The organism is Streptomyces sp. RK9, assembly GCF_045070545.1.
Taxonomy (GTDB): domain Bacteria; phylum Actinomycetota; class Actinomycetes; order Streptomycetales; family Streptomycetaceae; genus Streptomyces; species Streptomyces alboflavus.
The window spans coordinates 3965905-3991059 of sequence record NZ_CP173704.1; the positions used below are offsets into that span (position 1 = coordinate 3965905).

Below are 25155 nucleotides of genomic sequence, written 5' to 3' on the forward strand. Positions count from 1 at the left end.
TGAGCCCCCGGCGCCCGCCCCCGCCTAACGCCCGTCCCAGCCGCCCCGCTCGGCCGCCAGGTCACCGATGCACACCATGCCCACGGGCCTGCCGTCCTCGACGACCGGCAGCCGGCGCACCGCGTGCGCCCGCATCAGGCCGACGGCCTCCGACACCGCGTCGTCGGGCGCCACCACCACGGGGTCCGGCGTGCACACGGACTGCGCGCTGACCGTCAGCGGGTCGGCGCCGTCGGCCACGGCACGCAGAGTGATGTCCCGGTCGGTGAGCACCCCGAGGACCTGACCGCCGCCCGTCACGACGACACCGCCGATGCCCTCGGCGCGCATCAGCTGCGCGGCCTCCACCAGCGACGCGTCGGGCCTGACCGCCGCCACTCCCGGTGTCATGACGTCCCTCACGTACCGCTCCGTCCGCTCCATGGTGCTGAGCCCCTCTTTCCGGTCCGTCCGTCCTCGCGGTCCGAGCCACCGCCGTCCGGGTGCCCATCCGGCGGGGGTTCTCACATCGGGGTTGCAGGGACCTGGGAGCCCGGCGAGTCCGGGCGCGGCGTCAGCCGAAGACGAGGCCGACGTCGTGCGTGACGCAGTGCTCCAGGACGGCGATCAGTTCGCGTACGTCGTCCACGCGCCGCCGGTGCGCGGGGTCCGTGTCGCCCTCGTACCGCGCCGCGATCTCCCGCAGGCGCGGCAGCATCGCGGCGCACCGGCCAGGGGTGAGGTCGGGGCCGTCGTCGTCGGCGTGGTCGAGCAGCGGCGCGAGCGGGGTCGCGGTGTCGCTCCAGGGGCGGGTGCCGCCGAAGCCGCTCATCGCGTCCGGCGCGAGACCCTCGGTCCGCGCCAGCCACTTCCGGAACATTGAGAAGCCGGTGTACGACCAGGAGACATCGGGACTTTCGGCGTCCGCGCCCGCCGGGTACAGCATCAGCCCCACGTGTCCTCCTCTGCTGGTCGGCGGCCTGACGCAGAGGATACGGAGGCGGCCTCCCTTCGGACGGTGCGGCTCCGGTGTGCCCGGGCGGGCGTTTGCCCCGCGGCGCCCGGGGCAGGCGGAAGGGCAGTGCTTCGGACCGGAGGCACGTCCGTGGGAGCGGTTGCGCTCGCCCGGGTGTGCCCAGGTGCTGTCGGCGCACGCCCTCCCACGGTGACCGTCCACACCAGGCACCGGCTCACAGGGAGTTGCACGCATCATGCGACCCGATGCAGCACGATTCCAGGACACGACCCGTCACCACGGGGCGGTCCGTCCCGCGCACTCCAAGACCCCGCACCCCGAGTCCTCGCACGCCCAGCCTCCGCGTCCGCAGCGGCCGCGGTCCAAGCGGCACCCGCACGACGACGCCCCCGACACCGCCGCGGCCTTCCGGCGGCTGTGCGAACTGCCCCACGGACCCGAGCGCGACGCCCTGCGCGAAGAACTCGTCCGGGCCTGGCTGCCCATGGCCGAACGCCTCGCGGGCCGCTTCCGCAACCGCGGCGAAGCCCTCGACGACCTCCGTCAGGTCGCCGCCCTCGGCCTGGTCAAGGCCGTCGACCGCTACGACCCCGAGCGCGGCAACGCCTTCGAGAGCTACGCCGTGCCGACCGTCACCGGCGAGATCAAGCGCCACTTCCGCGACCACATGTGGACGCTGCACGTGCCCCGCCGGGTCCAGGACCTGCGCAACCGCGTGCGGTTCGCCTGCCAGGACCTGACCCAGACCACCCCCGGACGCCACCCCAGCGTCGCCGAGATCGCCGAGCGCGCCGGGATGAGCGAGGAGGACGCGGCGACCGGACTCGAAGCGCTCGACAGCTTCACCGCGCTGTCCCTGGACGCCGAACTCCCCGGCAGCGACGACGGCTACGCCCTGCGGGACACCCTCGGCGGCCCCGACCCGGCGCTCGACGTCGTCGTCGACCGCGAGGCCGTCAAACCCCGCCTCGCCCAACTCCCTGAACGCGAACGCACCATCCTCTACCTGCGGTTCTTCCGTGACATGACGCAGAGCCGCATCGCCGAGCACCTGGGCATCTCCCAGATGCACGTGTCGCGTCTGATCAGCCGCTGCTGCGGGCGGATGCGCGAGGAGGTCCTGCGCGAGGCCACCCACCACACGGCCGCCGCCCGGCACGAGGAGCGGGCCCGCGCCGCCCGGGTCACCCCGAGCGCCGCATAGCCAGGGCGATGTGCCGGGACATCACATCCACGGCGCGCGCCTCCGCCATCGAGAACGCGAGGCGCGCGCCGGTCCTGAACAGGCTGAGCACCCCCTCGACCGGACCGCCGGGGCCCGGCGCGATCGGCACGCACAGCAGGGACGTGACGTGCGCGCGCACCAGGACCGGGGCGCCGCTCGCGTCCCGGCCGAAGCTGTCCGGCGGATCCGGCCGCACCTGGAGCGTCGGCGCCCCGCAGCGCGCCGTCTCCATGACCAGCGGGCAGTCGGCCGGATCCTGCGCGAGCACGTCGGCGACCGGTCCGCCCTCGGGGCCAAGGACCGTGCGCCGCCGCGGCCGCTCGGCGCCCTCGTCGGCGATCACCCAGTCGGCGAACCGGCCGTGCAGCACCTCGGGGACCCGGGCGAGCACCCGGCCGGGGTCCCCGGCCTGCGTGGTGAGCAGCGCGACCGTCATGGCGTCGGTCAGTTCCAGGAGTTCGGCGTTGCGGGTCGCCTCGGCGAGGTCGGGGACGCGTCCCCGTACGCTGCGCGGCAGGGGGTCCCGGGTGCTCGGCGGCTGCAGGACGACGAGGACGACCGTGCGGGGCTCGTTGCCGGGGTGCAGCGCGGTCAGCGTCGCCCGCACCGGGATCCCCGGCTGGTGCTGCAACCGGACCGTCAGGCTGCGGTCGCCCTCCCTGCGCGCCACCGCGGCGGCCTGCGAGCGGAACGCGGTCCGGTCGGACGGCGTCAGGAATCCGGCGAGCGGCCGCCCCGTCGCGTACCCGCCGCGCAGGCCCGTGAGATCCGCCGCCGCGGTGTTCAGGCGCCGCACCACCGTCTCGCCGTCGACCAGCGCGACCGGCAGCGGGAACCGCTGGAAGACGGCGCGCAGCAGGCGCTGTTCGTCCCGCACGGGCGTCGTGCCCACCGCCGTGCCGTCCGCGGTCAGCCGCTCGTATCCGGGCCACAGCCGCTCCGCCACGTGGTCGAGCTCGAACAGGGCCGCGTCGAGCATGGTGCGCAGGTCACCGGAGGGGACCGTGCGTGATGTCTTCAACTCCGCGACCCGGCGCACGAAGTCCGCCAGGTCCTCGCCGAAACGGTCGGTGTCCGCCATGCCATGAACGTAGCGCCTGGGGCCGTTTTCCGGGGGAGTCCCCGGGAACTCGAAAACAGGAGAAGAACAGGAGAAGCGCAGACGAGGAGGCGCGTCACGATGCCGATGCTGCCCGGAACGGACGGGCCGGAATCCACCCTGCCCGCGCGCAGGCTTTCGGAACTGGCCGAACAGGCGCTGCGCTGCACCACGGAGTGCTGCGGCGCGGGCGCGACCGTCACCGAGGGCGGCCAGGTGCATCCGGCCGCCGTCACCCACCCCGACCTGTCGGGCCTGGTCTCGGCGCAGCTGCGCTCCGGCGACGGGCCGATCCCCGCGGCTGAGGAGCGGGGCGCGCCGGTGGACGCGGGGGACCTGCTGCACGACGACCGGTGGCCGGAGTACCGCGCGCTCGCCCTGGACTCCGGGGTCCGCGCGAGTGTCACGCTGCCCTTCCGGCGCTCGGGGCTCACCCTCACCCTCACGCTGTTCAGCTTCCGCCCCGGCACCCTGGACGACGCGGGCTGCGGCCCCGCGCAGGCGCTCGGCGACCTCGCGGCGGCGGGCCTGGTCCGCGACCGGCACTACCGCGCCGCGCTCACCGAGCTCGACCACCTGGGCGAGGCGCTGCGCACGCGCCCCGTCGTCGACCAGGCGTGCGGCATCATCATGCACATCGTGACCTGCGACGCCGACCGCGCCTTCACCCTTCTGCGCCGCATCTCCCAGCAGTCCAACCGCAAACTCGCCGAAGTGGCGGCGGCGCTGGTCCAGACGCGGGGCAGGGGTCTTGAGGACGAGCTGACGGCACTGGCCGAGTGAGCCGGCGGGCCGGGCCCGCGGTCACCCGGCCGGAGGCCACACCGCGCGGATGACGCACCCCCACGCTCGAATGACCTCATGCGCACTTCCGTCCCGCACCTCGCCCTGACCCTGACCACGGCCGCCCTCTGCACCCTCGCCGCCGCCCCGTCCGCGTACGCGGGAGACGCCACCGCCGAAGTGACCCCCAAGCACCTCGCCCCCGGCGAACAGATCACCGTCTCCGTGTCCTGCCCCGACACCGGCGGCACACCCCCGCAGACCATGACCGCGAGTTCCCAGGCCTTCGAGCAGGGCAGCGTCCAGCTCCACCGCGTCCAGACCGGCCAGGGGCTCCCGGACGAACGGCAGCACGAGCAGGCCGACCCGTACGGCCTCACCGACCCGCAGGGACTCGAACCCGACACCGGGCCCGGCCTGGAGCCCGACCTCGGGACGATGCCCGGCGAGGAGTCCGACACCGGGACGGGGACGGACATGGGGACCGGAGCCGATACGGGGGCAGGGGCGGGGGACGAGGTCGGGATCAGGGGGGACGCCGAGAACGGGGACGGCGCCGCGAAGGGGGACGGCGCCGCGAACGGGCCCGGCGCCGCGCGTGACGACGGCGTGAACCGTGACGACAGCGCGAACGGCGGCGGCGCCGGGGTCGCCTACCAGGGCACAGCCCGCATCGCCGCAGCCGGGTCCTTCGAGGGCGGCGGCCCGAACGCCGTCGGCCCCGAGTCGCAGTGGGCCGTGGACGGCGCCTGCCACGACGACGGCCGGTGGAAGGCGACGTTCACCGTCACCCGTACCGCCCACACCCCCACGCACCGGCCCACTCCCACCCCCACCCGTACGGCCCCCGCCGCCCACGGCGTCCACGCCGGCCGTGACGGCGGCTTCACCGACTCGCCGGCGGCGCTCGCCGCGGGCGGCCTGCTGGTCAGCGGGGCCCTGGGCGCCGCCGTGCACCGGCTGCGCCGCGACCGGACGTCCGCCCGCTGACTCCCGGTCGGGTCAAGTGGCCGACCACCGGAAGGTGGAGCGGCGCCGCCGTGGGTACGCAGACACCCGACGGCACACGAGAGGTCACGGGAGCGCACGGAGGTACCCATGCGGCGGACGGACCACGAGGGCCGCGGCCGCGTCCGGTACGGCCCGCCTCTGCCGGAGCCGGGGCTCCCGGTCCTCGCGGAGCTGACCGCCGTCCTCGCGTCCGCCGCGGGCCGCTCGCACGCGCAGCCGCCCGGCGGCGGCCCGCCGCTCCTGGACGCGGCCTGCGGCTACTGGACCCGGCGCGGCCTGCCCGCCGAGCGCGACCACGTGGCCGCCGCGCCCGGAGCCGCGCCGCTGCTGCTCGCGCTCACCGCGGCCGTCGGCGGCGACGTCCTCCTGCCCCGCCCGTGCGCCGCCTGGTGGGAGCCCCAGGTACGCCTCCTCGGCCGGTCGGTGTACCACGTGCCGACGCCCGCCGAGTGCGGCGGCGTGCCCGACCCGTACGCCCTCCTCGAAACCGTCCGCCGCGTCCGCGCCGAGGGCGGCTCGCCGCGCCTGCTCGTGATGTCGGTCGCCGACGACCCGACAGCCACGGTGCCGCCTCCGGAGGTCGTGCACGAGGCCGTCGAGGCCGCGGCGGGCGAGGGCCTGCACATCGTCAGCGACGAGACCTGGCGCGACACCCTGCACCGCCCCCACGAGACCGTCCTGGTCGGCCCCGCAGAGATGGCCCCCGAACGGGTCACCGTCGTCTGCGACCTGTCCGGCGCCTTCCTGCCGCCCGCGCTGCCCGCCGCCGTCGCCCGGTTCCCGGCGGGCGGCCCCGCGGCGGCCCTGCGCGCCCGCGTCCTCGACGTCCTCACCGCGCTCGGCGCGTCCCCGGCCGCGCCGGTCGCCGCCGCGGCCGCGTACGCCCTGGGGGAGCCGGACGAGATCACCGCCCGCCTGACCGCCGCGACGAGGCTGCACGCGCGCGTGGCCGTCGCCCTGCGGCAGGCGGTGGTCGCGGCGGGCGGCTTCGCCCGGCCGCCGAGCGCGGGGCGGCACCTGTACGCCGACCTCGGGCCGCTGCGCTCCGAGCTGGCCGCGCGCGGGGTGGGCGACGCGCAGGACCTGGAGGACTTCCTGGGCGACCGTCTCGGCATGCCCGCCCCCGGCGGCCACCGCTTCGGCGACGACATCGCCGCACTGCGCGTCCGCCTCTCCACGGGGCCGTTCCTCGGCACGGACCCGGACGAGCGGATGGCCGCGCTCGGCGCCCCCGACCCCCTGGAACTACCGCATGTGGAACGAGCGTTGACCTCGTTCGCAGCGGCCTTCGACGACCTCCGTGCCGAAGCACAGCGATGGGAGCCTCCTCGGTGACGCAGCAGACGCAGCAGCAGCCACGGGACAGCGAACAGACGGAGCAGACACAGCCGGTAGGACGGGGCCGGGAGGCGCAGGACGGCGGGGGCGGGCTCGACGGCGGCGGGGGCCGGTCGGAGACACGGGTCGCGCAGGACGTACGAGGCGGGTCGCAGGCGCGGGGCGCGCGGGCCGTCCGGACCGGGGCCTTCCCGGTCGCGCCCCGTACCCCCGGCACCGTCCGGCTGTGGCCCAAGTCCTTCGCCGATCGGCTCACCGCGCCGCTGCCCGGCCTTCGGGCGTTCGCGCGGTTCGCTCGCGAGGGGGCGCTCAGGCCGCCGCTCGCTGCGCTCGCCGACATTCCGCGGCTGCCGTACGAACCGGGTCCGCTGCCCCGCGTCGACTCCCGCACGGTCGCGGTGACCTGGGCCGGGCACGCCAGCTGGGTGCTGCGCGTCGGTGGCCTCACCGTCCTCACCGACCCCGTCTGGTCCCACAGGATCCTCGGCACCCCCGCCCGGGTCACGCCCGTCGGCGTCCCCTGGAGCGCGCTGCCCCGCGTCGACGCCGTGGTCATCAGCCACAACCACTACGACCACCTGGACGCGCCCACCCTCAGAAGGCTCCCGCGCGACACCCCCGTCCTCGTCCCCGCGGGTCTCGCCCGGTGGTTCACGCGCCGCCGCTTCACCCGGGTCGTCGAGCTCGACTGGTGGGAGGGCGCCGAACTCGGCGGGGTCCGCTTCGACTTCGTACCGGCGCACCACTGGTCCAAGCGAGGGCTGCGGGACACCTGCCGGAGCCTGTGGGGCGGCTGGGTGCTCACGGACGCGGACGGGCAGCGGGTGTACTTCGCCGGGGACACGGGGTACGGGCACTGGTTCGAGCGGATCGGGGAGCGCTACCCCGGGATCGACCTGGCGCTGCTTCCCATCGGGGCGTACGAGCCGCGCTGGTGGCTGCGGGACGTGCACTGCGACCCGGAGGAGGCGGTGCGGGCCGCGCTGGACGTCGGGGCGCGGCGGATGGCGCCGATGCACTGGGGGACGTTCCTGCTGTCGGCGGAGCCGGTCCTCGAGCCGCTGGCGCGGGTGCGGGACGCCTGGGCGGCGGCCGGGAGGGGGCGGGGGGAGCTGTGGGATCTGCCGGTGGGCGGGTCCCGGGTGCTTCCTGACTGAGGCGGCTGAGGTGGCCGAGGCGGGTGAGGTGGCCGCGGCGGCCGAGGTGCCGGTGTGTTCAGGTGGCCGTCGAGCGGGCCCCGCGGAGGCGGCGCCACGCCGTCGGGGCCAGGCTGATGACGACCGTGAGGCCGACGGCCAGGGCCACGCCCTGCCACGGCTCCCTGAACAGCGAGCCGCCGAGAATGCCGATGAGCTGGTACGTCACGGCCCAGGCCAGGCAGGCCGGGAGATTGCCGCGGGCGAACCGGCGCAGCGGCAGCTTCGCCAGGAGGCAGGCCAGCATCACCGGGAGGCGGCCCGCGGGGACCAGGCGCGACAGGACGAGCACCAGCACGCCGTGGTCCTGGAGCTTGTCCTGGGCCTGGGCGAGCCGCTCCTCCGGGGCCCGGTCCCGGATGGCCTCCAGCCAGCGCGAGCCGTTCCTCGACCGCATGCCCCGCTGCCCGAGCCAGTACAGGCCCATGTCCCCGGCGAACGCCGCGAGCGACGCCACCCCGAACACGATGAGCAGCGCGAACGGCGACGTGTCGGTCTGGTGGAAGGCCACCACCGCCGCCGAACTCACCAGCGCGCCCGTCGGCACCACCGGCACCAGCGCGCCGAGCACCACCAGCAGGAACAGCGACGGATAGCCCACCGCCTGCTGCGTGGACTCCGGCGTCACCGTCGCCGCGGCGGCCAGGATCATCGGGCGACCTCCGGCCGTACGGACTCGCCGTGCCCGAGCCGGTGCACGGCGACGTCCGGCGCGCGGCGGGCCGCCTGGCGCACGAACTCGTCGCCGGGGCCGTGGAATTCGTGCGGCCGCACCGCGTCCATGCCGATCGGCCAGTACGTGCCGTAGTGCACCGGCACCGCGCTGCGCGGCGCGATCCGCGCCAGGGCCTCGGCGGCGCGGGCCGGATCCAGATGGCCGTGGCCGAGGTAGGGGCCCCAGCCGCCGACGGGAAGCAGCGCCACGTCGACGGGGCCCACCTCGTCGGCCATCGCGTCGAACAGGCCCGTGTCGCCCGCGAAGTACGTGCGGGCGCGGCCCTCGACGACATAGCCCAGGGCGGGGGAGCGGTGCGGGCCGAGGGGGAGGCGGCGGCCGTCGTGGAGGGCGGGCACGACGCGTACGACGACACCGCCGCCGCTCTTGCTCTCCACGGGCACCTCGTCGCCCGGGGCGACCTCCGTGAAGCGCAGGTGCGACAGCTTGCGCAGGCCCGGTACGGAGCGGGGAGCGCCGCGCGGGACCAGGACGCGCGTGCCCGGGGCCAGGCGGGCCAGGGACGGCACGTGCAGATGGTCGGCGTGCAGGTGCGACAGGAGGACGACGTCCGCGACGGCGGCGTGCGCGGGCGGGAGCGCCCCTCTGCGCCGGCGCAGGTGCGCGAGACGGCGCACGAACAGCGGATCGGTCAGCACGCGGGTGCCCGAGTCCTCCACCGTGCACGTGGCATGGCCCCACCAGGTGACCGTGACGTCGGCCCGCACCCGTTCCTCCTTCGTGTGACTGTCTCCGAGCCTACGGCCAGGAGTAGTGTCGTCGGCTGACGCCAGAGGTGAGGGGACGCCATGGGAGATGCCGGCGGGGGGAGCACCGCCCGCGCGGTGCGGGTCGCCGCGATCGCCAGCCTGACGCCCCTGGAGGAGCTGGACGCCGACCCCTTCCTCGTGGACTCACGCAGCCAGCACGCCATGTGCGCGAAGTGGGCTGCCGCCCAGGGGTACGTGGTGACCCGTGAGCTCGTCGTCCGTGGCCTGCGCGCCGACCACGCCGTCCTGTGGGGCGACGTCGACGCCGGGCTCGTCGACCTCTTCGTCGTCCCCTGCCGCCGGGTGCTCGAACTCGCCCTGCGGTCCGCCGACGAGTTCACCGCGGAGTGCGCTCGGCGGGGGGTGCGGATCGAGACCGCGGGGTTCGCCGAGCCGGCGTACGACTCGGGGATGAAGGCGCGGGTGCACCGGCGTCTGTCCATGCCGACGGCTGGGTACGACGGCTGCTGACCCGGGCCCCTGGGCCTCCACCGGACCACCCCCTCGGTCGCCGCACGGCAACCCTCCCCACCGCTCCGCGGCGGTTTCCCCCACCCGCCCACCCGTGACTGCCGTCCCCGACCAACCCTCGACGGCCACCCCGACCGGCGACGCCCGCCGTCCCCGCGCCCCCTCGGCGGCAACCCCCGCCCCCGCTCCGCGGCGGCTCTCCCCACCCACCCGCCCGTGACGGTGGTCCCCGGGCGCCCGTCGGCGGCCACCCCGCCCGCCCGTTGCTGTGGTCCCCGGGTCGCCCCCTCGGCGGCACCCCTCCCCGCCGCTTCGCGGCGGCTCTCCCCACCCGCCCGCCCGTGACGGTGGTCCCCGGGTGCCCGTCGGCGGTCACCCCGCCCGCCCGTGACTGTGATCCCCGAGTCGCCCCGCGCCGAGCCCTCGCCCGCTCGCCGAGCCCTCGGCCCCTCAGCGCCGGCGCCTGAGCCCCGGCCCCTCAGCGCCGGCGCCTGAGCCCCGGCCCCTCAGCGCCGGCGCCTGAGCCCCGGGTCCCTCAGCGCCGGCGCCTGAGCCCCGGGTCCCTCAGCGCCGGTCCCGATCCCTGGCCCCTCAGCGCCGGTCCCGATCCCGGGTCCCTCAGCGCCGGTCCCGATCCCGGGTCCCTCAGCGCCGGACCCGAGCCCTGGCCCCTCAGCGCCGGACCCGAGCCCCGGTCCCTCAGCTCCGGTCCCGATCCCGGGTCCCTCTGCGCCGCCGGTCCCCGAGCCACGGTCCCCGAGCCCCGGCCCCTGAGCCACGGCGACTGAGCCCCCGCGCCTGAGCCCCGGCCCCATGGCCCCAATCCCTGAGCTCCGGTCCCTCAGCTCCAGCCCTCCCCACCCCTGAGGCCCTCAGCTCCGGCCCCTGAGCCCTGTCCTCTCAGCGCCGGTCCCTCGGCTCCCGCCCCCCAACCCCGCCACCCTGCCCACCCACCGTGCACATTGCCCCTCCCACAGCCACTCTTGACACCGCACCCCCCACCCCCCAACACCCGCCCACCCCCGCCGACCTGCTACTCCCACCCACCACCCCGCCCAGGCATCCCGCCCTGCCCCGTGCCGCCCCGGCGGCACCCCCTGCTTCCTCAACCCCGTGGCTCGCGGCGGGTCCGGTGCAGCGCACCGACTCGTCACTGGACCGAGCAACGGCTGCTCCTGCCCTGCTTCGCCCCGAGGGGCCCAGGGGCTCGGGGGGCCCGGGGCATGGCGGGTCCGACAGTTACGGGTGGGTGGGTGGGGTTACGCCGCGCAGCGGCGGGGGGTTGCCGCCGGGGGTGCCCCGGGGACCACAGTCACGGGCGGGCGGGTGGGGAGAACCGCCGCGCAGCGGCGGGGACGGCTGCCGCAGCCCGGCGGGCACGGCCAGGTGAGTCCGGTCGAGGCCCACGGCCTGTGACACGCTGGGGGCAAGGTCAATGCACGTGAGGGTGGGCAGACGCGGTGCGCGATGGGCGATGGCGGGCAGTGGGACGCGCACTGTGGCGCGTGATCGCCGTGTGGGCGGTGAGCACGGTCACGATGCTCGCCCTCGCCGGCATCCTCCCGGACTTCAAGCTCCAGTCGGACGACGGCGACAGCGCCACCCGCATCGCGATCACCGCGGCCCTCGGCGCGGGCGCCTTCGGCCTCCTGTCGGCCCTGGTGTGGCCGCTGCTCGTACGCGCGCTGCTCCTCGTACCCGCCCTGGTCCTCGGCCTGCTCAACTTCTTCCTCAACGGCTCCCTGCTCCTGCTCGCCCTGCGCCTCATCCCCGACGGCCGCGGCGACGCGAACGCCGAGACGGCCGTGGTCGTCGCCGCCGTGATGTCGGCCGTCGCCTCCGCGACCGGCGGCGCCCTCGCTGTCCGCGACGACGACGCCTACCGCCGCCGCCTGTACCGCCTCGCCGACCGAAGACGCCGCCGTGCCCACGGCGCCCACGGCCCCAGCACCCCGGGCATCCTCTTCCTCCAGCTCGACGGCGTCGGCCACGACGTCCTCCAGGACGCCGTCCGCAAGGGCCTCATGCCCACCGTCGCCCGCTGGCTCGGCGAGAGCGAGAGCGAGAGCGAGAGAGAGACGAAAGCCGGGAACGAGAGCCTCACCGGCACCGGCAGCCTCACCGGCACAAGACCGCCCCGCGACCTCACCCCCGCCCCACCCCCCACCCACCGCCTCACCCCCTGGCGCACCGACTGGTCCAGTCAGACCGGGGCCAGCCAGCTCGCCATCCTGCACGGCAGCAACTTCGACGTTCCCGCCTTCCGCTGGTACGAGAAGGACACCGGTGAGGTCATGGTGTCCAACCGCCCGGCCTCCGCCGTGGAGCTGCAGCGCCGTGCCGTCGCCCGCACCGGTGACCGGGGGCTGCTCGCCGAGGACGGGGCGAGCCGCGGGAACCTGTTCAGCGGGGGCGCCGACCAGCTCGCCCTCGTCCTTTCGATGGCGGCGCGGCGCGGCAAGCGGAACCGCTCCCGCGCCGGGTACTTCGCGTACTTCTCCGACCCCGCGAACGCGGTCCGCACCGCCCTCTCCTTCGTCGCCGAGGTCGGCCGCGAGATCGGCGAGTCCACCCGGGCCCGGCTGTGCAAACGACGGCCCCGAGTGAGCCGTGGCGGGCTCTACCCCTTCATCCGGGCCTTCGCCACCGTCGTGGAGCGCGACGTCGTCGTCGCCGCCGTCATCGGCGACATGCTCGCCGGGCGCGCCGCCGTCTACGCCGACCTCGTCGCGTACGACGAGGTCGCCCACCACTCGGGCCCCACCAGCGGCGACGCCGAGCGGGTCCTGCGCCGCCTGGACCGCTCCCTCGCCCTGATCGAGCAGGTCGCCGACCACGCGCCCCGGCTCTACCGCATCGTGCTGCTGTCCGACCACGGCCAGAGCCCCGGCGAGACCTTCCGCGCCCGCTACGGCCTGTCCCTCGCCGACCTGGTGCGGGCCGGGTGCGGGCTGCCCGTGCCCCGCAGGGCGGGGCGTACGCACAGCGGTGCCGAGGCCCGTTCGGCGGTCCGTGCCGCGCTGCGCCGTCCCGTCGAGGAGGGCGCGGGCGAGCACCGTCCCGGCCGCCGCGCCGAGCCGATCGTCCTCGCCTCCGGCAACCTCGGCCTCGTGTCGTTCCCCGACGTGCCCCACCGCATGACCCGCGAGGAGATCGACCGCCGCCACCCGGCGCTCCTGCCGACCCTCGCCAACCACCCCGGCGTCGGCTTCCTGCTCGTCCGCAGCGCCGAGCACGGGCCGCTCGTCCTCGGCGCGCGCGGCGCGGAGCTGCGCCTCGACGAGGACGGCTCCGGCGGCTCCGGCGGCCCCGGCCCCCTCGACGACTTCGGGCCCGGCGCCGCCGACGCCGTGCGCCGCACCGACTCCTTCCCGCACACCGCCGACATCATGGTCAACTCCTGGTACGACCCCGAGGACGGCGAAGTCCTCGCCTTCGAGGAGCAGATCGGCTCCCACGGCGGGCTCGGCGGCGCCCAGTCCCGCCCGTTCCTGCTGTCCCCGCTCGCGCTGTCCCCGGCCGCCCCGGACGGCGGTGAACTCGTCGGCGCCGAGGCCGTGCACGCCGTGCTGCGGCGCTGGCGGGAGGAGGAGTGCGGGCACGGGGCGCGGGTGCGGGCCACGGTGGCGGAAGCCGATGCCGCCCAGGTCAGCGGCCCTGTCGCCGCTGCGGACGATTGCCTCCGCCAAGCCCCGCCGCCCACAGCTTTTCCGGCCGCCGACCACGCCGTACAGGACAAAACCTCTTGATTTTGCGGAGCGTGTGCCGTGCCCGACCATGGGCGGGCCCCCGGCGATCCCGGGCGCACGGCACAACGAGAGGCGCACCACCCCATGCACGACACCGGAACCGTTTCCTCGTCGGCTCCGGCCCCTGACCTGGGGGAACTTCCGGCAGAGAGCGACAAGCACGCCCGCCGCTTCGGGCTTCCCGTCGCCACCTGCCTCGTGATGGGGAACATCATCGGCGGCGGCATCTTCCTGCTGCCCGCGTCCGTCGCGCCGTTCGGCACCATCAGCCTCGTCGCGTTCGCCGTCCTCACGGCGGGCGCGATCTGCCTGGCGCTGGTCTTCGGGCGGCTCGCGAGCCGTGACCCGCGCACCGGCGGGCCGTACGTGTACGCGCGGGCCGCGTTCGGCGACTTCGCGGGGTTCCTCGCCGCCTGGTCGTACTGGATCACGACGTGGGTGTCGAACGCGGCGCTCGCCGTCGCCGCCGTCGGCTATCTCGACGTGCTGATACCGGTGGCGGACCACAAGTGGTCGGCGTGCCTCGCCGCGCTGACGCTGCAACTGCTGCCCGCGCTCGCCAACTTCGCCGGGACCCGCTATGTCGGCGCCGTCCAACTGATCGCCACCGTCCTGAAGTTCCTGCCGCTGCTGCTCGTCGCGTTCGGTGGTCTGTTCTTCTTCGACAGCGCGAACCTCGGGCCGTTCCGGGCGGGCGACGAGAGCCCCGTCGGCGCGGTGTCGGCGTCCGCCGCGATCCTGCTCTTCTCGTACCTCGGCGTGGAGTCCGCCGCCGTCAGCGCCGGTGAGGTGCGCGACCCCCGGCGCAACGTCGGACGCGCCACCGTCCTCGGCACCCTCGGCGCCGCCCTCGTCTACCTCCTCGGCACCCTCGCCGTGTTCGGGACCGTCGCGCACGACAAGCTGGTGGCGTCCACGGCGCCGTTCTCGGACGCCGTGAACGTCATGTTCGGCGGCTCCTGGGGCGGTACGGCCGTGGCGCTCGCCGCGCTCGTGTCGATGGTCGGCGCCCTCAACGGGTGGACGCTTCTGAGCGCCCAGACGCCGTACGCCGCCGCGCGCGACGGCCTCTTCCCGAGCGCGTTCGCCCGCAAGCGGCGCGGTGTGCCGACCGTCGGCGTCCTCGTCACCGTCGTCCTCGCCTCGCTCCTGACGGTCTACAACTACACGGCCGGTTCGGCGGGCGTCTTCGAGGTCCTCGTGCTCGTCACCACGTTCACCGCCACCGTGCCGTACCTCCTCGCCACCGCCGCGCAGATCTACTTCCTCGCCTCCGGGCAGGGCGAGCGCGTGCACCGGGGCCGCCTCGTGCGCGACGCGGTCCTCGCCGCGCTCGCGTTCGGCTTCTCGATGTGGCTGGTCGCGGGCGCCGGGTACGCGGCCGTCTACCAGGGCGTGCTGTTCCTCTTCGTGGGAGTCCTCGTGTACGCGTGGATGGCGGCCCGCAAGCAGCGGACCGCCACCCGTTAGCGCACTCTCCCCGCTACCTCGCCAGCGGCGCGATCACCCAGCGCTGCGTCCGGTAGCCGCTGTCCCGCGGACCGATCTCGACGAGCTTGCGGGCCGCGAGGTACGCCTCGTTGCCCTCGACCTCGTAGCCGACCTGGAGCGTGCCGGGCACGTCCCTGATCTCGGGCCGCTGCGCGCGCCCGACCGCCGCCGGGTAGTCGCCGTCCTCGGGCGTGCCCCGGACCGCCAGCTCGGCGAGCAGCCGCTCCTGGGCCGCGGCGAGCGCCTCCTGCGGATCCCGCACGGCCGGTGCCTCGGCGCCCCCGGCGCCGGGAGGCGTCACGAGGGCGCCGGCCTCGCGCGTCGTGCCCGTCGCCGTGCGCGTCGACAGCTGCGCCTGCACGACCGTGCCGTCGTTGTCGAGGCCGACCCGGATCACACCGCGGTCCGGAGTGATGACCGGGACGCCGTCGAAGGCCTGCCGGAACGTGACGTGGGTCTGCAGCGACACCGGCGCGCCGATCTCCGAGCCGTCCTTGGTGCCGGAGTTCTGCATCAGGTCGTGCACGCTGTCGACGACCAGTTCGGCGCCGTCGGCGTGCTGCTCGGCGAAGGCGCGTGCCAGCTCGACGGCGCGGTCGGTGGGCAGCGCCGTGGTGTTGCGGTGGTTGGGCTCGGCGAGCCGCACCCAGCGCACCGCGTGCGGGCCCGTGGACGCGACGCGGTCGCCGGAGGTGGCGCTGAGCACGCCCTGCCGCTCGACCTGCACCTCTTCGAGGGCCGCCGTCGGGAAGCTCGCGATCCGTCCCGCCGCGGCCAGCTCGGAGCTGGGGTCGCGCGGCGCGAGCTGGATCACCTGCGGGTTGTCCGGGGCGGCGGTGAGCTGCTCGGCGAGCGACTCGCGGGCGTTGTACCAGCGCCACGCGTACCAGTTGTCCGGCACGGCGTCACGGTAGAAGTTCCGTTCCGTGTTGAGCCGGTTCACGGCCTCGGCCTGGGTGGCGCCGACCGCGCACACGGACGGGGCCTGGCCCTTGTGGATGTCCCAGCTCGCGTTCAGCCAGGCGTCGCAGTACGTCTGCCCGGACCGCCACTTGTCCCAGAACTTCCGGCCGTAGTCCGGGTGGTCGATGCTGGTGGTCTCGAAGCCGAAGAGCATCCGGAAGCCGAGGTTCGGCCCGGCCCAGGTGCGGATCGGGGAGTGCCCGGCGAGGACCCGCAGCGAGAAGCAGGTCGACCAGAAGATGTACCGGCACTTCTCGTTGCCGAGCGCCATCCGGTTGGAGGTCGCCGTGGTGCGCCCGTCCCAGGCCGCGCCCATGGGCGCGTGGAAGACGCCGTTGCCGTCCATGTCGCCGTGGCCCGAGTGGTACACGGCGCACACCGCGTCCATGCCGTAGCGGTCCTGCCAGTTGTCGTACGTCTCCTCGTACGCCCAGACCTGCACGCCCCCGTCGGCGAACCAGAAGTTCCGGTCGTAGAACTGCTGGAGGTACGCCAGCCAGCCGGTGGCGTCCTCGTGGGTGTAGAACAGCGGCGACGCGGTGGCGAACTTCTCGATGCTGAACGCGCCCCACCAGTGGAACGTCGAGTCCCGGTCACCGGCGGCGCCGGGCTTGTCGGGCTCGAGCGGCGACGGACCCCGGTCCGTGTAGATCATGCGCATGCCTAACCCCCTGAGTGATCTCCCCGATGTGCCCGGGCGCCTGCGCCGCGCAGCCGTCACGTGGCTGAGTCCGCACGGTCGAGGGGGCCTAAAAGTGTCACCGCGTGGGGGCCTTGCCCAGTTGCCATTCCGGCCATAGGTACCGCGTACCGCCCATGCCGCGTGCCCCACGCGCCCCGGTGGCGGGGGCGCGTGGGGTGGTACAGAACCGGGTGTCCGAGGGGGATCGGCGCACGGCACGGAACGCGCGACGGTGCCTCACTGTTCGTACCGCACCCCGCGCACCAGCGCGGCCCTCTCGAACACCCTTGGTGCTACTTGCCGTAGTACGCGTCGTGGACCGCCAAGGTCGACTTGTTGCCCTTCCTGTCGGCGATCTTGGCGCGGAAGGAGACGGCCTTGCCCGCGGCGGGGTTCTTCACGGTGACGCGGCCGTCGGTGACCTTCAGCTCCTTCCAGGTCCTGCCGCTGTCGTAACTGGCGTAGACGTGCAGCGACTTCAGGTTCGCCCCGGCCGCCGCGCCCTGCACGGTCACCGGCATCCGCTGCTTCTCGCCCGCGGGCGCCCGGCTGGTCAGGTCGAGCACGGGCGCGAACCGGGCGGTGGACACCGGGAGTACCCTCGGGCCGCCCCGCTCGGAGCGGAACGTCCAGGAGGCGTCGACGCGGGTGGACGCCGCCGAGAGGGACGCCGAGCGCCTGACGGAAGTGGTCAGCCGGTATTCGGCATCCGTGTCCGGAACCTGGAAGGCCCCGTCCTCGCCCGAGAGCGGGTCCTCGTTGGCGCCGATCCTCGTGCCGTCGCGGTACAGCTCCGTCTTCGCCGACGTCAGATCGGTCCAGCCGATGTTGCCCTTCCCGTCGGCGAACAGCGGCAGGTCGCCGTACAGCTTCGAGCCGTCGCGGAACACGCCCGCGCCCGAGCCGACGCGCGGTCCGAACACGCCGACGCCGAACGACTCCTGATAGCTGCGCCCCGCCTTGAAGGCGCGCGGCTCCGGGAACCGGTAGTAGCTCTCGATCAGCGGGTTGCCCTCCTCGTCGACGCCGCCGTACTGCTCGAAGCCGAGGTCCCAGGTCACCTTGCCGAGTGCCGACAGGTGCAGCGTCTTGGTGCGCGGCAACTTCTGCACCGGCGGGATCATGGAGATGCCGCCCGCCTCCGGGAGATATCCCGCCGCGCTCAGGCTGCCCGTCTTGTCCGCCGACGACGCACCCATCCGCACCTTCACGGTCGCGAAGTCGGCGGGCTTGAGGTGCTTGACGTAGCCGGTGGCGAGCTTGGTCACCTTGCCGCCGAGGAGCATCTCGTACGCGGTGTCGGCGCCCTTGCGCCAGGTGCCGAGCCACTGCTGGCCGAGGCCGGTCGGCACCGCGGGGCCGAGGTGCGCGGTGCGCATGCTCTGGAAGGCGCTGACGCGCAGGGCGCCCATCTCGTAGCCCTCGTAGATGTAGCGCGCGTCCATGAAGGCGAGCTTCGCGCTCCGGTCCGGGACGGTGATGTCGACCGGCCTGGCCTTGCGGGCGTCGAGCGTGACCGTCGTCTTCTTGTCGACGGTCAGCTTGGGCCGGACCAGCCAGTCGACGCCCTTGTCCCCGTTCTGCGGGTCGACGTAGACCGCGGAGTCCAGGAGGTAACTCCCCTTGGCCACCCGGACCTTGACGGTCCCGGACGGGTCGTACGGGAAGAGGTTCGTGCCGGTGTCCGCGCCGGTGATCGCCGACAGCATCGTCTCGTGGTGCCGCGCGGGCCGCCCGTCACGGCCGATCGACTTCAGCGTCACGTCGTACGACTCGACCTCGCGCCGCACCGCCGCGGCCGTGCGGACGCTCTGGCCGCCGCCGTTCGCCACCACGTACGCGGAGTAGGCGCCGTCGACCGTCCCGCCGAGGCGCGTGTTGGTGGTCAGGTCGACAGCGGCCGTCCCGCCCGCCGGGACGGTGACCTTCTTCGCGCCGAGCGTGAAGAACCCCGCGGGCGCCGGACGCCCCTTCGGGTCGAGGGCCGAGACGGTCAGGTCGAGGGTGACGTCCTGCGTGCCGCGGTTCTTGTAGGTCACCTTCTTGGTGACGGGCTTGTCGTCGGTGTGCGGCCACAGCTGGGTGCCGTAGTTGAGGGACACCGGGTCGGCGTACACGGTCTGCTTGACGGCCCGGTCGACGGCGATGCGGCCCGAACCCTGCTGGAAGGGCGTGTACTTGCCGGCCTTGGTGGACGCGGTGAGGGCGCCCTTCAGTTCGGGCTGCTTCCAGTCGGGGTGCTGCTGCTTGAGGAGGGCGGCGGCGCCCGCGGCGTGCGGGGTCGCCATCGACGTGCCGGAGATCGTCAGATAGCCCTCGGGCTTCTGGCCGACCTCCTTCTCGATCGCGCTGCCGGGGGCCGCGGCGGCCGTGATGTCGACGCCGGGCGCGGTCACGTCGGGCTTGACCGCGCCGTCACCGGCGCGCGGCCCTTGGCTGGAGAAGTCCGCGAGCTTGTCGTGGTCGTCGACCGCGCCCACGGTCAGCGCCGCCTCCGCGCTGCCCGGGGAGTTGACGGACCCCGGATCACCGGCGTTGCCCGCCGCGACGGCGAACAGGATGCCCTTCTCGGCGGAGACCTTGTTGATCGCGGCCTCCATCGGGTCGACGCCGGGCGTGTCGCCCCCGCCGAGGCTCATGTTCACGATGTCGGCGCCCTGCGCGGCCGCCCAGTCGATGCCCGCGATGATCCCCGAGTCGCTGCCCCGGCCGTCGTCCCCGAGGACCTTGCCGTTCAGGAGCTCGGCGCCGGGCGCCACACCCTTGTAAGCGGCGTTCTTGGCGCCGGTGCCCGCCGCGATGGACGCCACGTGAGTGCCGTGCCCGTACCGGTCCTTGCTGTCCGGCGACGGCGTGAAGTTCTTGTCCCCGATCACCTGTTCCTTCAGGTCGGGGTGGGTCGCGTCGACACCGGTGTCCAGGATGGCGATCTTGACGCCCTTGCCGTCGTACCCGGCCTCCCACGCCTTCGGCACGCCGATCTGCTGCACACTCTTGTCCAGGCTCACCCGGCGGGTGCCGTCCAGCCACAGCCGGTCGACCCCGGAGGTCGCTCCGCCCCGCTCGTCGGTGAGCGCCTTCCACAGCGCCGCCGCGTCCCGCTCCGGCGTCGTCACGGCGTCCGCGTTCAGCGAGGTGAAGGAGCGGCGGACCGTGGTGTCACCGGCCGCGCGCACCCCGGCGCGGGCGTCGCGGGCCGCGGTGCCCCGGTAGCCGACGATGAGCTTCAGGCCGTTCCGCTGGGCCGCGCGGTTCGCCTTCCGGCTCAGCTCCGTGACGTCGAACAGGCGCTGGTCGACCTTGCCCGCGGTGATGAGCCGCTGCGCGTCGTACGGCAGGACCAGCGTGTGCCCGGCGAAGGTGCGGGTGCGCACGGGGATGTGCTCGCGCCCCTTCGCGGGCCGGAAGCCGGTGAGCCGCCCCTCGGCGTCCACGGTGACGCGGTCGCCGGTGACCAGGGTGAGGCGGTGCCCCGAGCCCGGCCGCGCGGCGGTCGGGCCCTGGCCCCGGTCGGTGGCGGCCGTGCCGGTGCCCCGGCCGTCCGGCGCGGGGCCCGCGTCCGCCGTCGCCGGGCCGGTCAGACCCGCCGCCAGCGCCACGGCCGTCGCCGCGGCGACCGTCGCCGCGTACGCTCTTCGCCGCCGGGGCGTCCCGCCCGCCCCTGGTGTCGCCGTCGTTTCCTCGGTGTGATGGTGCAACGTGTCCCTCGCGATCGTCGCGTCCTGGCCGGGGCGCTCGGTCGTGCGCCCCAACTCACCTCTTCAGACGCACGGTTGAGGTCATCGCGTTGCATGGCGCGGCCGGGACGCCCGGGGTGGACCCGAACCGGCCCCTCCCTCCCTCGGCCGCGCACGGCCGCCCGACGCGCGGACCGGCCCCGGAGTGTGATCGGATGGACCCCAAGGAACTTCACCGAAGGGATTTGGCATCGTGGCTACCACGCGCTCCGCACACACGGTCTGGGAAGGCAGCCTGACCGAGGGCTCCGGCACCGTGACCTTCGACTCCTCGGGCATCGGGCAGCAGGCCGTCTCCTGGCCGTCCCGCGCCGAGCAGGCGAACGGCAAGACCAGCCCCGAGGAGCTCATCGCCGCCGCGCACTCGAGCTGCTTCTCCATGGCTCTCTCCCACGGCCTCACCGGCGCGGGCACCCCGCCCACCAAGCTCGTCACGTCCGCCGACGTGACCTTCCAGCCGGGCACCGGCATCACCGGCATCCACCTCACCGTCGAGGGCGAGGTGCCCGGGCTCGACGAGGCCGCCTTCACCTCGGCCGCCGAGGACGCCAAGGCCAACTGCCCGGTCAGCCAGGCGCTCACCGGCACGACGATCACGCTCTCGGCCAAGCTGGCCTGAGCCCCGCACCACCGCGGCGAAGCCGCCGACCGGAGCCATCGGTCGGCGGCTTCGCCATGTCCGGCCCCCGGCGCCGCGCGCAGCGGCCCACCCGCACACCCCGCCCCCGTACGCGGCATTGACAATGGCCCGCTCAAGTTTTGTGCTGGAGGGCGAAGTAGCGCCGCGTCGGAAGGGGTTGTTGGACATGGCACGTGCGGTCGGGATCGATCTCGGGACGACGAACTCGGTGGTGGCCGTCCTGGAGGGCGGCGAGCCAACCGTCATCGCGAACGCGGAGGGAGCCCGCACCACCCCGTCGGTCGTCGCCTTCGCCAAGAGCGGCGACGTCCTCGTCGGCGAGGTCGCCAAGCGCCAGGCGGTCACCAACGTGGAGCGCACCGCCCGCTCCGTCAAACGCCACATGGGCGACGGGAGCTGGCGCTTCCCGGAGAGCGGCTCCGGCGCCACCATCGACGGCACCCGCTACACCGCCCAGGAGCTGTCGGCCCGCGTGCTGCAGAAACTCAAGCGGGACGCCGAGTCCTACCTCGGCGAGGACGTCACCGACGCGGTGATCACCGTGCCCGCGTACTTCGACGACGCCCAGCGCCAGGCCACCAAGGAGGCCGGGGAGATCGCAGGGCTGAAGGTCCTGCGGATCATCAACGAGCCGACGGCCGCCGCCCTCGCCTACGGCCTCGACAAGGGCGACGACCAGACCGTCCTCGTCTTCGACCTCGGCGGCGGCACCTTCGACGTGTCGCTCCTGGAGATGGGCGACGGCGTCATCGAGGTCAAGGCCACCAACGGCGACACCCAGCTCGGCGGCGACGACTGGGACCAGCGGGTCGTCGAGCACCTCGTGCGCCAGTTCAAGAACGCGTACGGCATCGACCTCGGCAAGGACAAGATGGCCCTGCAGCGCCTGCGCGAAGGCGCCGAGAAGGCGAAGATCGAGCTGTCCTCGTCCAGCGAGACCGACATCAACCTGCCCTACGTCACCGCGTCCGCGGACGGCCCCCTGCACCTCGCCGAGAAGCTCACCCGGGCCCAGTTCCAGGAGCTGACCGCCGACCTCCTCGACCGCTGCAGGCGCCCCTTCGACCAGGCCGTCAAGGACGCGGGCGTCGAGCTCGCCGCCGTCGACCACGTCATCCTCGTCGGCGGCTCCACGCGGATGCCCGCCGTCGGCGACCTGGTCAGGGAGCTCACCGGCAGGGACCCGCACAAGGGCGTCAACCCCGACGAGGTCGTGGCCCTCGGTGCGACCCTCCAGGCGGGCGTGATCCGCGGCGACGTGAAGGACGTCCTGCTGCTCGACGTGACACCGCTGTCCCTCGGCATCGAGACCAAGGGCGGCATCATGACCAAGCTCATCGAGCGCAACACCACCATCCCCACCCGGCGTTCGGAGACCTTCTCCACCGCCGAGGACAACCAGCCGTCGGTCGGCATCCAGGTCTTCCAGGGCGAGCGCGAGATCGCCGCGTACAACAAGAAGCTCGGCGTCTTCGACCTCACCGGCCTGCCGCCCGCACCCCGGGGCGTGCCGAAGATCGAGGTCACCTTCGACATCGACGCCAACGGCATCATGCACGTCTCCGCGAAGGACGAGGCCACCGGGCGCGAGCAGCGCATGACCGTCACCGGCGGCTCGGCGCTGCCCAAGGACGACATCGACCGCATGGTCCGGGAGGCGGAGGCGCACGCCGAGGAGGACAGGAAGCGCCGCGAGGCCGCCGAGACCCGCAACCAGGCCGAGCAGCTCCTCTACCAGACCGAGCGGTTCCTGCGGGACAACGGCGGCGAGGACGGGCGCATCCCCGCCGCCACCAAGGCCGAAGTGGAGGCCGCGGCGGCCGAGTTGAGGCCCCTGCTCACCGGCGACGACACCCTCGCCATCCGGGCGGCGGCGGAGAAGCTCGCCGCCGTCAGCCAGCGGATGGGGCAGGCCATGTACGCGGCCGCGCAGGCGAACCAGGGCGGCCAGGCCGGTCCGGAGAGCGGCGGCGGCCCGCAGGACGCTCCGCCGCAGGGCGACGGCGGGGCCGGGGCCAAGGGCGACGAGGGTGTCGTCGAGGCGGAGATCGTGGAGGACGAACCGGAGGGCGGGAAGCGGGCGGACGACGGGACGGGGCAGAGCGGTGGCCCGGGGGCGGGCGGCGGCGAGCCCGGGCAGCCGCCCCGGACCTGAGGGCGCCCCGGCTACGCCTTCGACTGGAGGTACTTGACCGTCGCCGGGTCGGCCGGAAGCAGGGTCTCGATGGCCAGCTCGGCGACGGTCACGTCCATCGGCGTGTTGAACGTGGAGATCGACGACACGAAGGACAGCGTCCGGCCCTCGTGCTCGATCCTGAGCGGCAGCGCGAAGGGCGCCACCTGCCCGTCGGCGGCCGCGTCCTCGCCGGGATCGGCCACGGGGTACGCCGCCACCTCGTCGTACAGCGCCTTCAGCTCCGCCGACCGGTGCAGGGCGATCTGCCGCCCCATCTGGTGCAGCAGATGCTCGCGCCACTCCCGCAGATTGCGGATCCTCGGGGCGAGGCCGCGCGGGTGCAGGACGAGCCGCATCGCGTTCGGGGGCTGTGCGAGCAGGTCCTCGGGGATTCCGTCGAGGAGCATCGCGATGCCGCTGTTGGCGGCGACCACCTGGTACGTGGCGTCGACGACCAGCGCCGGATACGGCTCGTAGCCCTGCAGAAGCTGTTCGAGACCGGCGCGCAGCGTGGCCATCGACGGGTCGTCCAGGGGCGTCTGCTTGAAGCGGGGCGCGTACCCGGCGGCGAGCAGCAGCGCGTTGCGTTCGCGCACGGGCACGTCCAGGTGCTCGGCGAGCTTCAGGACGAAGTCCTCGCTGGGCTTGGCGCGGCCCGTCTCCACGAAGCTGATGTGGCGCGCGGAGGAGTCCGCGCGCAGGGCGAGATCCAGCTGGCTGACGCGCCGCTCCTCGCGCCAGGCGCGCAGCAGAGCGCCCACCTCGGACGGCTCGGCCGCACCGGACGGCGCGGCGGCGCGTGGGCCCTTGGCACGGGCGGCCCGGGTGTTCTGGGGGCCGACTTCACTGTTCCGGCGGCGAGGCGCGACAGTTGGCATGGCAAAGACGGTAATCGAGGAGGAGCGCATGACGAATCCGTGGGACCCGCTGCCGTGGGAGGCCACCGCCGCGTACCGGGCCCGGGTGCGGGGCTGTCTGCTCGGCGGCGCGGTCGGTGACGCGCTCGGGTACGCGGTCGAGTTCAGCTCCCTCGACGCCATCCGCGCCGCGCACGGCCCGCGCGGACTGCGGGCACCGGTGGTCGACGCGACGGGCGTCAGCCGGATCAGCGACGACACCCAGATGACGCTGTTCACCGCCGAGGCCCTGCGGACCGCGCACGCACGCGAGCGCCGCAAGGGCATCGGGGGCGCGGCGCCGAGGCTGGTGCAGCAGGCGTATCTGCGCTGGCTGGACACCCAGCACAAGCCGGGCCCCGCGCCCCGGCCGAAGCCCGGCGCCGACCCTGCGGACACCCCGCAGGGACCCCCGCACCCCGCCGACCTCAGCTCCCAGGCCTGGCTGTACGCCCGGCGGGCCCCCGGCAACGCCTGCCTGAGCGGAGCGGCGCAGGGATACGCGCCCGACCCCGCCCTGGAGCTCGGCCCGCACGGCCGCGTCAACCCCGAGTCCAAGGGGTGCGGCACCGTGATGCGCTCGGCGCCCTTCGGCCTCACGCGCGCACCCGCCGACCGCGCCTTCGAACTCGCCGCGCGCTGCGCCCAGATCACGCACGGTCACCCGACGGGCTACTACGCGGCGGGCGCGCTCGCCGCTGTCGTCGCGCGCCTCGTCGAGGGCGACTCCCTGGAGGGCGCCGTCCTGCGCGCCCTGCGGCTGCTCGCCCGGTACGCCGGGCACGAGGAGACGTCCACGGCCCTGACCGCCGCCGTCGACCTGGCCGCCGCGGGGGAGCCGAGCGCGGAGCGCGTCGCGTCCCTGGGCGAGGGCTGGGTCGCCGAGGAGGCCCTGGCCATCGGCGTGTACGCCGCCCTCGCCTGCCACGGCGTCGAGGACGCGCTGCTCCTCGCCGTGAACCACTCGGGCGACAGCGACTCCACCGGGTCCGTCTGCGGCAACCTTCTCGGGGCGCTGCGCGGCGACCACGAACTGCCGGAGGAGTGGGTGCGGTTGACCGAGGGGCGCGCGGTGATCGCGGCGGTGGCGGACGACTTGGCGGGGGAGTGCGCCCGGCGCTGAGGGCCCGCCGGGCGGGGCGGGGGCGGTGTCGCCGCGGCCGGATGTGTGCGGCCGTGACCCGAAGGGGCGTGCCGTCGGCGCTCCGCCCGGCAGGTGCTGTGGCACGCTTTCACGACAGGGTCCACACCCGCACAA

At 74.5% G+C, this 25155-nt stretch carries 19 protein-coding genes; 11 read left to right on the forward strand and 8 right to left on the reverse strand.

All coding sequences use genetic code 11. From position 1 onward, the window contains the following. Window positions 1–24: 24 nt before the first annotated feature. Together AB6L24_RS37280 and AB6L24_RS37285 are read right to left on the reverse strand one after the other, a co-directional pair. A complete protein-coding gene (locus AB6L24_RS37280; protein WP_405663016.1) occupies window positions 25–423 on the reverse strand; it encodes a CBS domain-containing protein in 399 nt (132 codons plus the stop codon). Between the two features lie 130 nt (window positions 424–553). Beyond that, window positions 554–925, reverse strand: a complete 372-nt coding sequence (locus tag AB6L24_RS37285) for a hypothetical protein (protein WP_405663612.1) — start codon at window positions 923–925, stop codon at window positions 554–556. 265 nt (window positions 926–1190) lie between these two features. Between AB6L24_RS37285 and AB6L24_RS37290 the strand changes: the two genes are divergently transcribed. Continuing rightward, the gene (locus AB6L24_RS37290) at window positions 1191–2159 is read left to right on the forward strand and encodes an RNA polymerase sigma factor SigF (RefSeq protein ID WP_405663018.1); all 969 of its coding nucleotides are present in this window, start codon (window positions 1191–1193) and stop codon (window positions 2157–2159) included. On the opposite strand, the gene AB6L24_RS37295 is transcribed toward AB6L24_RS37290, so the two are convergent. Beyond that, the gene (locus tag AB6L24_RS37295) at window positions 2140–3261 is read right to left on the reverse strand and encodes a PAS domain-containing protein (protein WP_405663021.1); all 1122 of its coding nucleotides are present in this window, start codon (window positions 3259–3261) and stop codon (window positions 2140–2142) included. The genes AB6L24_RS37290 and AB6L24_RS37295 overlap by 20 nt on opposite strands. 99 nt (window positions 3262–3360) lie before the next feature. Between AB6L24_RS37295 and AB6L24_RS37300 the strand changes: the two genes are divergently transcribed. From AB6L24_RS37300 to AB6L24_RS37315, 4 genes are all read left to right on the forward strand, one after another. After that, window positions 3361–4062 (forward strand): ANTAR domain-containing response regulator, encoded by a 702-nt coding sequence (locus tag AB6L24_RS37300; protein ID WP_405663025.1) that lies wholly within the window; start codon window positions 3361–3363, stop codon window positions 4060–4062. 78 nt (window positions 4063–4140) lie between these two features. Beyond that, window positions 4141–5052 carry a hypothetical protein gene (locus tag AB6L24_RS37305; RefSeq protein ID WP_405663027.1) on the forward strand — a complete coding sequence of 304 codons (912 nt, stop codon included), beginning with the start codon at window positions 4141–4143 and terminating at the stop codon, window positions 5050–5052. 108 nt (window positions 5053–5160) lie between these two features. Continuing rightward, the gene (locus AB6L24_RS37310) at window positions 5161–6408 is read left to right on the forward strand and encodes an aminotransferase class I/II-fold pyridoxal phosphate-dependent enzyme (RefSeq protein WP_405663030.1); all 1248 of its coding nucleotides are present in this window, start codon (window positions 5161–5163) and stop codon (window positions 6406–6408) included. Continuing rightward, entirely contained in the window at window positions 6405–7568 is a 1164-nt protein-coding gene (locus tag AB6L24_RS37315; protein WP_405663033.1) for an MBL fold metallo-hydrolase, read from the forward strand. Before AB6L24_RS37310 ends, AB6L24_RS37315 begins: the two co-directional genes overlap by 4 nt. Before the next feature lie 58 nt (window positions 7569–7626). On the opposite strand, the gene AB6L24_RS37320 is transcribed toward AB6L24_RS37315, so the two are convergent. Both AB6L24_RS37320 and AB6L24_RS37325 read right to left on the reverse strand, forming a co-directional pair. Next, window positions 7627–8259 carry a DedA family protein gene (locus AB6L24_RS37320; protein WP_405663036.1) on the reverse strand — a complete coding sequence of 211 codons (633 nt, stop codon included), beginning with the start codon at window positions 8257–8259 and terminating at the stop codon, window positions 7627–7629. Further along, window positions 8256–9050 (reverse strand): MBL fold metallo-hydrolase, encoded by a 795-nt coding sequence (locus AB6L24_RS37325; RefSeq protein WP_405663039.1) that lies wholly within the window; start codon window positions 9048–9050, stop codon window positions 8256–8258. The genes AB6L24_RS37320 and AB6L24_RS37325 overlap by 4 nt, the downstream gene beginning before the upstream one ends. An 81-nt stretch (window positions 9051–9131) precedes the next feature. Between AB6L24_RS37325 and AB6L24_RS37330 the strand changes: the two genes are divergently transcribed. From AB6L24_RS37330 to AB6L24_RS37340, 3 genes are all read left to right on the forward strand, one after another. Beyond that, the gene (locus AB6L24_RS37330; RefSeq protein WP_405663041.1) at window positions 9132–9563 is read left to right on the forward strand and encodes a hypothetical protein; all 432 of its coding nucleotides are present in this window, start codon (window positions 9132–9134) and stop codon (window positions 9561–9563) included. A gap of 1460 nt (window positions 9564–11023) precedes the next feature. Continuing rightward, window positions 11024–13312 (forward strand): phage holin family protein, encoded by a 2289-nt coding sequence (locus tag AB6L24_RS37335; protein WP_405663044.1) that lies wholly within the window; start codon window positions 11024–11026, stop codon window positions 13310–13312. Window positions 13313–13396: 84 nt separating this feature from the next. Next, complete coding sequence (locus AB6L24_RS37340; protein WP_405663046.1) at window positions 13397–14782, forward strand: amino acid permease; 1386 nt, start codon at window positions 13397–13399, stop codon at window positions 14780–14782. 13 nt (window positions 14783–14795) lie between these two features. On the opposite strand, the gene AB6L24_RS37345 is transcribed toward AB6L24_RS37340, so the two are convergent. Together AB6L24_RS37345 and AB6L24_RS37350 are read right to left on the reverse strand one after the other, a co-directional pair. Continuing rightward, complete coding sequence (locus AB6L24_RS37345) at window positions 14796–16427, reverse strand: DUF6345 domain-containing protein (RefSeq protein ID WP_405663047.1); 1632 nt, start codon at window positions 16425–16427, stop codon at window positions 14796–14798. Window positions 16428–16741: 314 nt separating this feature from the next. Further along, window positions 16742–20047: a S8 family peptidase gene (locus AB6L24_RS37350; protein ID WP_405663614.1), complete on the reverse strand. Its 3306-nt coding sequence runs from the start codon at window positions 20045–20047 to the stop codon at window positions 16742–16744. 331 nt (window positions 20048–20378) lie between these two features. On the opposite strand from AB6L24_RS37350, the gene AB6L24_RS37355 reads away from it, so the two are divergent. Beyond that, complete coding sequence (locus AB6L24_RS37355) at window positions 20379–20804, forward strand: OsmC family protein (RefSeq protein WP_164318624.1); 426 nt, start codon at window positions 20379–20381, stop codon at window positions 20802–20804. A 187-nt stretch (window positions 20805–20991) separates the two neighbouring features. Continuing rightward, window positions 20992–22980, forward strand: a complete 1989-nt coding sequence (dnaK, locus tag AB6L24_RS37360; protein ID WP_405663050.1) for a molecular chaperone DnaK — start codon at window positions 20992–20994, stop codon at window positions 22978–22980. 11 nt (window positions 22981–22991) lie between these two features. On the opposite strand, the gene AB6L24_RS37365 is transcribed toward dnaK, so the two are convergent. Further along, window positions 22992–23879 (reverse strand): helix-turn-helix domain-containing protein, encoded by an 888-nt coding sequence (locus AB6L24_RS37365; RefSeq protein WP_405663052.1) that lies wholly within the window; start codon window positions 23877–23879, stop codon window positions 22992–22994. A 28-nt stretch (window positions 23880–23907) separates the two neighbouring features. Here AB6L24_RS37365 and AB6L24_RS37370 point away from each other — a divergent pair, with 28 nt between their 5' ends. Next, complete coding sequence (locus AB6L24_RS37370) at window positions 23908–25020, forward strand: ADP-ribosylglycohydrolase family protein (RefSeq protein ID WP_405663616.1); 1113 nt, start codon at window positions 23908–23910, stop codon at window positions 25018–25020. Window positions 25021–25155 lie beyond the last annotated feature (135 nt).

Excerpts from the sequence above, each read along its gene's own strand:
- AB6L24_RS37330 (WP_405663041.1), top strand. The coding sequence starts at position 9,132 with ATGGGAGATGCCGGCGGGGGGAGCACCGCCCGCGCGGTGCGGGTCGCC.
- AB6L24_RS37305 (WP_405663027.1), top strand. The coding sequence starts at position 4,141 with ATGCGCACTTCCGTCCCGCACCTCGCCCTGACCCTGACCACGGCCGCC.
- AB6L24_RS37370 (WP_405663616.1), top strand. The coding sequence starts at position 23,908 with ATGACGAATCCGTGGGACCCGCTGCCGTGGGAGGCCACCGCCGCGTAC.
- AB6L24_RS37365 (WP_405663052.1), bottom strand. The coding sequence starts at position 23,879 with ATGCCAACTGTCGCGCCTCGCCGCCGGAACAGTGAAGTCGGCCCCCAG.
- AB6L24_RS37290 (WP_405663018.1), top strand. The coding sequence starts at position 1,191 with ATGCGACCCGATGCAGCACGATTCCAGGACACGACCCGTCACCACGGG.
- AB6L24_RS37285 (WP_405663612.1), bottom strand. The coding sequence starts at position 925 with ATGCTGTACCCGGCGGGCGCGGACGCCGAAAGTCCCGATGTCTCCTGG.
- AB6L24_RS37345 (WP_405663047.1), bottom strand. The coding sequence starts at position 16,427 with ATGCGCATGATCTACACGGACCGGGGTCCGTCGCCGCTCGAGCCCGAC.
- AB6L24_RS37300 (WP_405663025.1), top strand. The coding sequence starts at position 3,361 with ATGCCGATGCTGCCCGGAACGGACGGGCCGGAATCCACCCTGCCCGCG.
- dnaK (WP_405663050.1), top strand. The coding sequence starts at position 20,992 with ATGGCACGTGCGGTCGGGATCGATCTCGGGACGACGAACTCGGTGGTG.
- AB6L24_RS37295 (WP_405663021.1), bottom strand. The coding sequence starts at position 3,261 with ATGGCGGACACCGACCGTTTCGGCGAGGACCTGGCGGACTTCGTGCGC.
- AB6L24_RS37280 (WP_405663016.1), bottom strand. The coding sequence starts at position 423 with ATGGAGCGGACGGAGCGGTACGTGAGGGACGTCATGACACCGGGAGTG.
- AB6L24_RS37340 (WP_405663046.1), top strand. The coding sequence starts at position 13,397 with ATGCACGACACCGGAACCGTTTCCTCGTCGGCTCCGGCCCCTGACCTG.
- AB6L24_RS37310 (WP_405663030.1), top strand. The coding sequence starts at position 5,161 with ATGCGGCGGACGGACCACGAGGGCCGCGGCCGCGTCCGGTACGGCCCG.
- AB6L24_RS37320 (WP_405663036.1), bottom strand. The coding sequence starts at position 8,259 with ATGATCCTGGCCGCCGCGGCGACGGTGACGCCGGAGTCCACGCAGCAG.